Annotated in this window: 6 protein-coding genes and 1 pseudogene; 6 read left to right on the forward strand and 1 reads right to left on the reverse strand. The window is 27.8% G+C overall.

Annotated elements, in window-relative coordinates:
- From GMD1S_RS11985 to GMD1S_RS09790, 6 genes and pseudogenes are all read left to right on the forward strand, one after another.
- Window positions 1-156: pseudogene (locus GMD1S_RS11985) on the forward strand (signal recognition particle); the annotation flags it as partial.
- Window positions 157-454: 298 nt separating this feature from the next.
- Window positions 455-1,030, forward strand: coding sequence for a hypothetical protein (locus GMD1S_RS09770; protein WP_000236455.1), 576 nt, complete (start codon window positions 455-457; stop codon window positions 1,028-1,030).
- Window positions 1,031-1,416: 386 nt separating this feature from the next.
- Complete coding sequence (locus GMD1S_RS09775; RefSeq protein ID WP_001028361.1) at window positions 1,417-1,656, forward strand: hypothetical protein; 240 nt, start codon at window positions 1,417-1,419, stop codon at window positions 1,654-1,656.
- Between the two features lie 139 nt (window positions 1,657-1,795).
- Window positions 1,796-3,622, forward strand: coding sequence for an AAA family ATPase (locus GMD1S_RS09780; protein WP_001222859.1), 1,827 nt, complete (start codon window positions 1,796-1,798; stop codon window positions 3,620-3,622).
- Window positions 3,615-4,619, forward strand: a complete 1,005-nt coding sequence (locus GMD1S_RS09785) for a hypothetical protein (protein ID WP_000088502.1) — start codon at window positions 3,615-3,617, stop codon at window positions 4,617-4,619. The genes GMD1S_RS09780 and GMD1S_RS09785 overlap by 8 nt, the downstream gene beginning before the upstream one ends.
- Window positions 4,620-5,099: 480 nt before the next feature.
- A complete protein-coding gene (locus GMD1S_RS09790) occupies window positions 5,100-5,843 on the forward strand; it encodes a hypothetical protein (protein WP_000767870.1) in 744 nt (247 codons plus the stop codon).
- A 210-nt stretch (window positions 5,844-6,053) separates the two neighbouring features.
- Here the strand turns inward: GMD1S_RS09790 and GMD1S_RS11990 are convergent.
- A partial coding sequence (locus GMD1S_RS11990; protein WP_008282568.1) for a GMP synthase (glutamine-hydrolyzing) occupies window positions 6,054-6,200 on the reverse strand: 147 nt, incomplete at its 5' end.

A 6,200-nucleotide genomic window follows, 5' to 3' on the forward strand; every position in this document is an offset into this window, starting at 1 on the left:
ATGCCGGATATGTCAGGTCTCGGAGGAGCAGGCATGCCAGATATGAGCCAGATGTTTGGTGGCGGACTCAAAGGTAAAATCGGTGAATTTGCCATGAAACAGTCTATGAAACGTATGGCCAACAAAATGAAAAAAGCGAAGAAAAAACGTAAATAAAAAAGGAAAGCAGAAGTGCTTTCCTTATTATTATGTGACTATTAGTCCGTCTCGCTCCGTAAGGTGCGAGACAAATAAACCACCCGTTAGACATTATAGAGTATATTATTGTTGTTCAGGTAGAATAAAACAGAAGCAGAAACTATAAATACTTATTTTCATTTTATCGAAGTCTATTATCTTAGTTACACAATATATAAGTAATTTTACATTTACTAAATTAAAATATTATTTTAGTGTCAAATAGTCACTGTTGATGGTATAATTTAAGAGAAGTTTATATAAGGGAGTTTTTATTATGGTTATTAATAGTATTAATTTAGTTATACCCAACGATATTCAAAGGGGCTTAGTATCAGGTATATACAAACAATTTGGTTCTGTTATCAGAAATAATAAGGGACAGATTATTAAGCATCTCAAAGCTGTAGATTTTTCTAAAGATACTGCAAATAAATTAATCGGCAATAAGGCTATAAAAGTTGGACTAATAGGTGCAGGAGTTTTAGCTGTGGGAGGAGTTGGTTATTACAGTTATCGCAGTATGCAGATGAATAGTGTATCAAAATCTTTAATAAAGAGGTTAACTCAGTATTTAATTACCGCTCAAAAAGGAGAATTGACTGAAAAAGATATTGATAAGTTTTTAAATTTCTTAAATAAAAATGAATCTCTGCTAAAGAAATTAGAATTAGATACCTCTCTTGATGAATTATTTGAATTGGTTAAGACTTATACAGAGCAGTTTGCTGAAGCAAACAACTTTGTATATCATAATGAAACTAAAAGAAAAACTAATCATAACGACAAAATTATTAATCTAAAAGAGTATCTTAAAGTACAAAAGAACATATACAGTTCAGAAGTAATTTAGTTATTTTAATTTTATAATTTGAGATGCTAAAAAAGTTTCTATTCTAATTTCTGAAAATAATTTTTAAACAAGTATTTTCATTCAAATCATATTTTTTCAATTATAAATGATTTATCAGAATACGAAGTGGTGGAAATATTAGTAGAGTTCTGGTTAAGAAATATTCTGATGGAGTAATTAAACTGGCTGATAAATTCGACTATTTAAAAGATGAGTTAGAAGAGCTTACAAATTGGGTTTCTATTAAAGTTGATGGATCGTTTTGGACAAGCATTCACCGACGCAGCAACGCAGTTAAGTAAAGTAAAACAATATTACGAATTTTCTTGGGACGATGAAGCATTTGGGATGACACTGCCTTCAATGCATGGCAGGAAAATAGACAAATGAATATTGTCAAAGAATTTGCGACAGAGTGGGGACTAGATAGTCTACTACTTGCTAAATCACTGAAATCTTATGACTTGAAAAAGCCAGAAGAAATTCCATTCAGGGAAGATCTCGTAAAAACACTTGATGCAACTAAGGCAACAAATCAATTTGCAGGAAGCAAACTTAAACTCAACATGGAATTGAATAAAGTTCTTCCTCAATGGATGCAGGAAATGAAATTAAGATTTAAGTAAAAATTAAAATATCAAGATGATATTAGATTTCTTTTTAAAATCACTTTTTCATTTAGTTTTGTTAAGTGTAGAAGAGATTGTTAGATAATTATTAAATTATTTGGAGTTATAACTTATAAATAATAGAACGGAGTGAATCGTGAGAATAAGTAAAGTTGAGTATGTTTTTGCAGATAAAAACTTTAAATTTGAATTTAACAGTAATTCAGAAGAAGATAACAATACATATAGTTTGATACTAGGAAATAATGGGTCTGGGAAAAGTACTTTTTTTGAAGTATTATTAGGTAAATTTTCTGAGGAATATGACTCCAAGGAGCCATCATCAGTTGAACTTGAAGAAGGTTCTTTAAAAAAGATAATTTTATCTACTTATTCGCCATTTGATAGAATTAGCAATAAGACTTTGAGGGAAAGTAGCAGGGTATTTTTTAAAATCAAATCTAAGAAAAATGAAAAGAAAGTAGAAGAAGGAACGGATCAGAAGAATACGGAAGTTATTTATCCTATCCATACTCATGATAAAATAATTTCATTAGCGTGTAGCTCGTATTATAAATGCATTATAAAAAATGATAGACACTTTGCTAATGTAGAAAAAGCGGTGTCAAATTTACTTGAGTTAGATAGTTCTAATAAATTATTCCTTATAGAATCAATAAATCAAGCAAAGATTCGAAAACTTTTTTCAGATGCAATTTCATCATATAATAACGATGTTTATAAAAAAGTTCATGAAAGAATTTCTTATATCGAACAGAGTGAACAGATATTAATAAAATCCTTTGTGGAATTAATGTATAAGAGGAATGAATTATTTGATGAAATATATGGATTATTTAATGCACAAAAAAAGTCAGAAGAATACGAAGAAATAGTGGTTAATTATTTAAATACGGAATTTATACCACGGTTTTCAGATAAAAAAATAAAAACTGAAGATTATTATAAAAAAACGGATGAAGAATTTCTTAAATTTATTACAAGAGGACAATATTTTAATTATGAATTCTACTCATATCCAGATATCTTACTACGTGTTAAAAAGTTGGCAGATATAAGAGAAAAAATGTTTAAGACATTGGACAAATTAAATGAATTAGAGGATAAAGGGAAGTCGTATTTTACATACCATGGTTTAAATAATTATTTTTTTAAATTTGAACAACCAGAATCGTTTAGTATTTTTTTAGTTTTAGTTTATTTAAAAGAACTATATAAAAATATAAAATTTAATCACGGTAAAGATGTTAAATATGATGATTATTATAAAAAGTTACTTTCGGTAACTGACATAGAAGAATTTTATCAATCTAATTTTAAGGAAGATTACAAAATTCTAATGAATTTAGATTTTGATATTCTTGAAAAAACTAATAATTTTTTAATTGATGATTTAGTAATTTTAAAAAGTAATAGATATACTTCAATATCTCAACTAAGTTCAGGTGAGTTCTCAATATTTCTTCGTATTATGGAGATAAGTTTGTATATTGAGAATGATTCACTTATTTTAATTGATGAACCAGAAATTCATTTAAATCCTAAATGGATAAATCAATATTATTACATACTTAGAAAATGTTTCTCAAATTTAAATTGCCACTTTATAATCGCAAGTCAGTCTCCACTTATTGTAGGTATGTTTTCCAAGGATCAAATTTTTTATTTAGATGCAAATAATGAGGGAAATAGTGTTAGAAGTGTAAAGGAAGAAACATTTGCTGCTAGTATTGATAGTATTTTAAAATATATTTTTGATGTTGACTATTCAGATAATCAATTTATCCAACAAGAAGTAAGGAATATAGAAAGACTTTCAAAAATTAATTTATTGGAAGCAATAGATAAAATTGACAAGATAGCTTATGGGACAATTCAGAATAAACTCTTAGATCGCATATTAACAGAAGAAAATATTTCATATTACGAAGAGGTAATAGAAGAAGGAGGTGAATATGAGTAGAAAATATAAATTAACAGTATTGACAGCAGACATTAGTAGACTGCTTGAAGAGAGTAATAATGGCGTAGATAAATCTGTAATTCTAAATACTAATTTTGATAATTTGAAATTTGTATATTATAGACTCCCTAAGTTAAGAAAAATAATTGATTATTTATTAGATAGCAATATAAAAGAAGAGATTATTAAACAAGATAAATTCTTTAAATCTAATTATTTTAATTATCTTAAATTAAATATGGAATGTGATGTACCAGATAGTGTTCAGGAAATAATTACTTTTTATAATCAATATAACGAAGATTCTTATTTTAGTTATAAAGAAATGTATAACTATGTATTTAATGAAAGTAGTAAAAAATTACAAAATACATATGACTTAAAATTTGGAAATATTAAAGAATATTTTTCTCGAGGAACGTATTGTACTTATTGTTCTGTTTGTCAACAAAGAATAAATATTGGCAGTAGAGATTTAGATCATTTTTTAAACAAACAATACTTTCCTATTCTGTGTCTTATGCAGGAAAATTTAATTCCAATGTGCACGATTTGTAATAGAATTTATAAACAAACTGAATTACCTCAATTGCCGGTAGTCCATCCTTTCCAGGTTAAATTTCCTATTGAAAATATTCCTATTAGGTTAAAGACACTAACTGAGTTAGAAATTATTGATGCTGATCTACCTCCTGAATATATAAATTATATTAAGTTGATGGATTTGAAAAATAGACTAACTCATTTAGATATTAAAAAAAACTTAGAAGATATAATTTGGGCTGTTCAAGAAGAAAGTAGGAAACAAGTAACAAAAGGCATGAATTTTAAATCAGTATTGAAAATAGTCAATGATGTAATAACTGATTATATTAATAGCGAGTTACTAGTAATAGCGTCATATTTTTATATTAACACTAAAATATTAGAATCCATGAACAACTCGATATTCTCAAAAAGAATTGCCTGTAAAATTCACAGAGAAGTAAATAACTGAGCTTATTTTAGATAATTAATTCAAAATATATTAGATGTAATAAACACAAAAAAATCCGTAATAGTAGAGTTGTGAAACATAACCAGAATTAGATTTGTTTGTATTAGCAATTTTATAACATTATTACCTCAAAAAATTTCTGTAATAAGAGGAATATGCAGAAATGTCTATTGTAATGGCAAGTGTTAAACTTTCTGGAAAATAGTTATTTTTCGGAAAGTCAAAATGTTGTTATTTATGATATACTTATACTGAGTTTATATCTTTTGGATGTTCCAGGAACATGAACATTCTAATGTTTTATTTTCTAAGGAGGATGGATTTCAGTGGACTTTCCCAAATATTCATATCAACTCTAGCTGATAAGAGAAATCGAATCTCAAGGAGGTCCTTGAACTACAAAACTCTGTATCAATTTTAAATGATCCAGGTGAAATTTCTAGCTTTATTTGACAAACTATGAAAAATAAAGGAATAGTAATGAAACTAATTTATAGAACAAAAATTCATAGACCCAATAAATACGAACGCTTTCACAATGAATATTATCAAAAGGGAGATATTATTGAAAAATATACCATTTCTAGCACACGAGTACCAGGTCGTCTAGAAAAAGGTGAAACCAGAAGAAATGATTGTAAATATTTGAGTGCGTCTTGGCATATCCAAAATCCTAATATGCCACAATGGCTAAAACAATATATAGTTAATACATCAGAAACTCATATTGAAGACCTGATAAATGAATTACAGACAAATGGATATCGTGTGCATACATGTGATGATAAGCCTTTACTTATCTTTAAAGACAAGATTGTTAAAGTTTTTATCGATCAGGTATGGATAGATATTATACCTTTGATAAAATTATATTATAATAGGAAAAAAGTATCAGACAAATTACTCGAGCAGTTTGAAAAAGATTGGCTTGATCTTAATGTCTCTTATCAACAATTGTTAGATAAGCAAGAGGAAGCGAACTTACTCAAAAAAAACGAGAAATACGATAAATTTTATCAAAAATACTATGAATCCTACAACTCAGAAAAAGCAGCTGGTGAATTAAATAGATTTTTGTTAGGTATTATTTCTAATACAAAGGGTACTGAGAAGGAATATTTTTCACAATTACTGGAGAAGGTTCAAAAACAAGACTTAACGCCTGAACTTTATGCTGATATCTTAGCAACTATATTTTCTCAAGAAAAATCTAAGATTCACTAAAATGGTGTATTTCTATTTTAAGTATATATACTATCGTCACTCCTAAATAAATTTTGCTTCTACATCCTTAAAACAAAAAAAGCCCCACCATATTTTATTTCTGGTGGGATTTTTGGTGGGGAACCAATCAATTTTGATTTATTTTTAACCTTTTATAACAACTGAAAATGCTGTTAAATCAACCATTTCACTTCAAATCATGTTTATAAATCATTCCCACTCCACGGTTGCAGGTGGTTTACTTGTAATATCGTAGACGATACGGTTAACGTGGTCTACTTCGTTAACGATACGTACAGAAATTTTTTGAAGGACTTCCCAAGGAATCTTGGCAAAGTCAGCTGTCATACCATCGAT

Origin of the sequence: Streptococcus sp. GMD1S (assembly GCF_000296875.1) — a bacterium.
In the GTDB taxonomy this organism is placed as follows: Bacteria; Bacillota; Bacilli; order Lactobacillales; family Streptococcaceae; genus Streptococcus.

Coding starts and splice junctions, on each gene's coding strand:
- GMD1S_RS09785 (WP_000088502.1), top strand. CDS start 3,615: ATGAGTAGAAAATATAAATTAACAGTATTGACAGCAGACATTAGTAGA.
- GMD1S_RS09770 (WP_000236455.1), top strand. CDS start 455: ATGGTTATTAATAGTATTAATTTAGTTATACCCAACGATATTCAAAGG.
- GMD1S_RS09775 (WP_001028361.1), top strand. CDS start 1,417: ATGAATATTGTCAAAGAATTTGCGACAGAGTGGGGACTAGATAGTCTA.
- GMD1S_RS09790 (WP_000767870.1), top strand. CDS start 5,100: ATGAAACTAATTTATAGAACAAAAATTCATAGACCCAATAAATACGAA.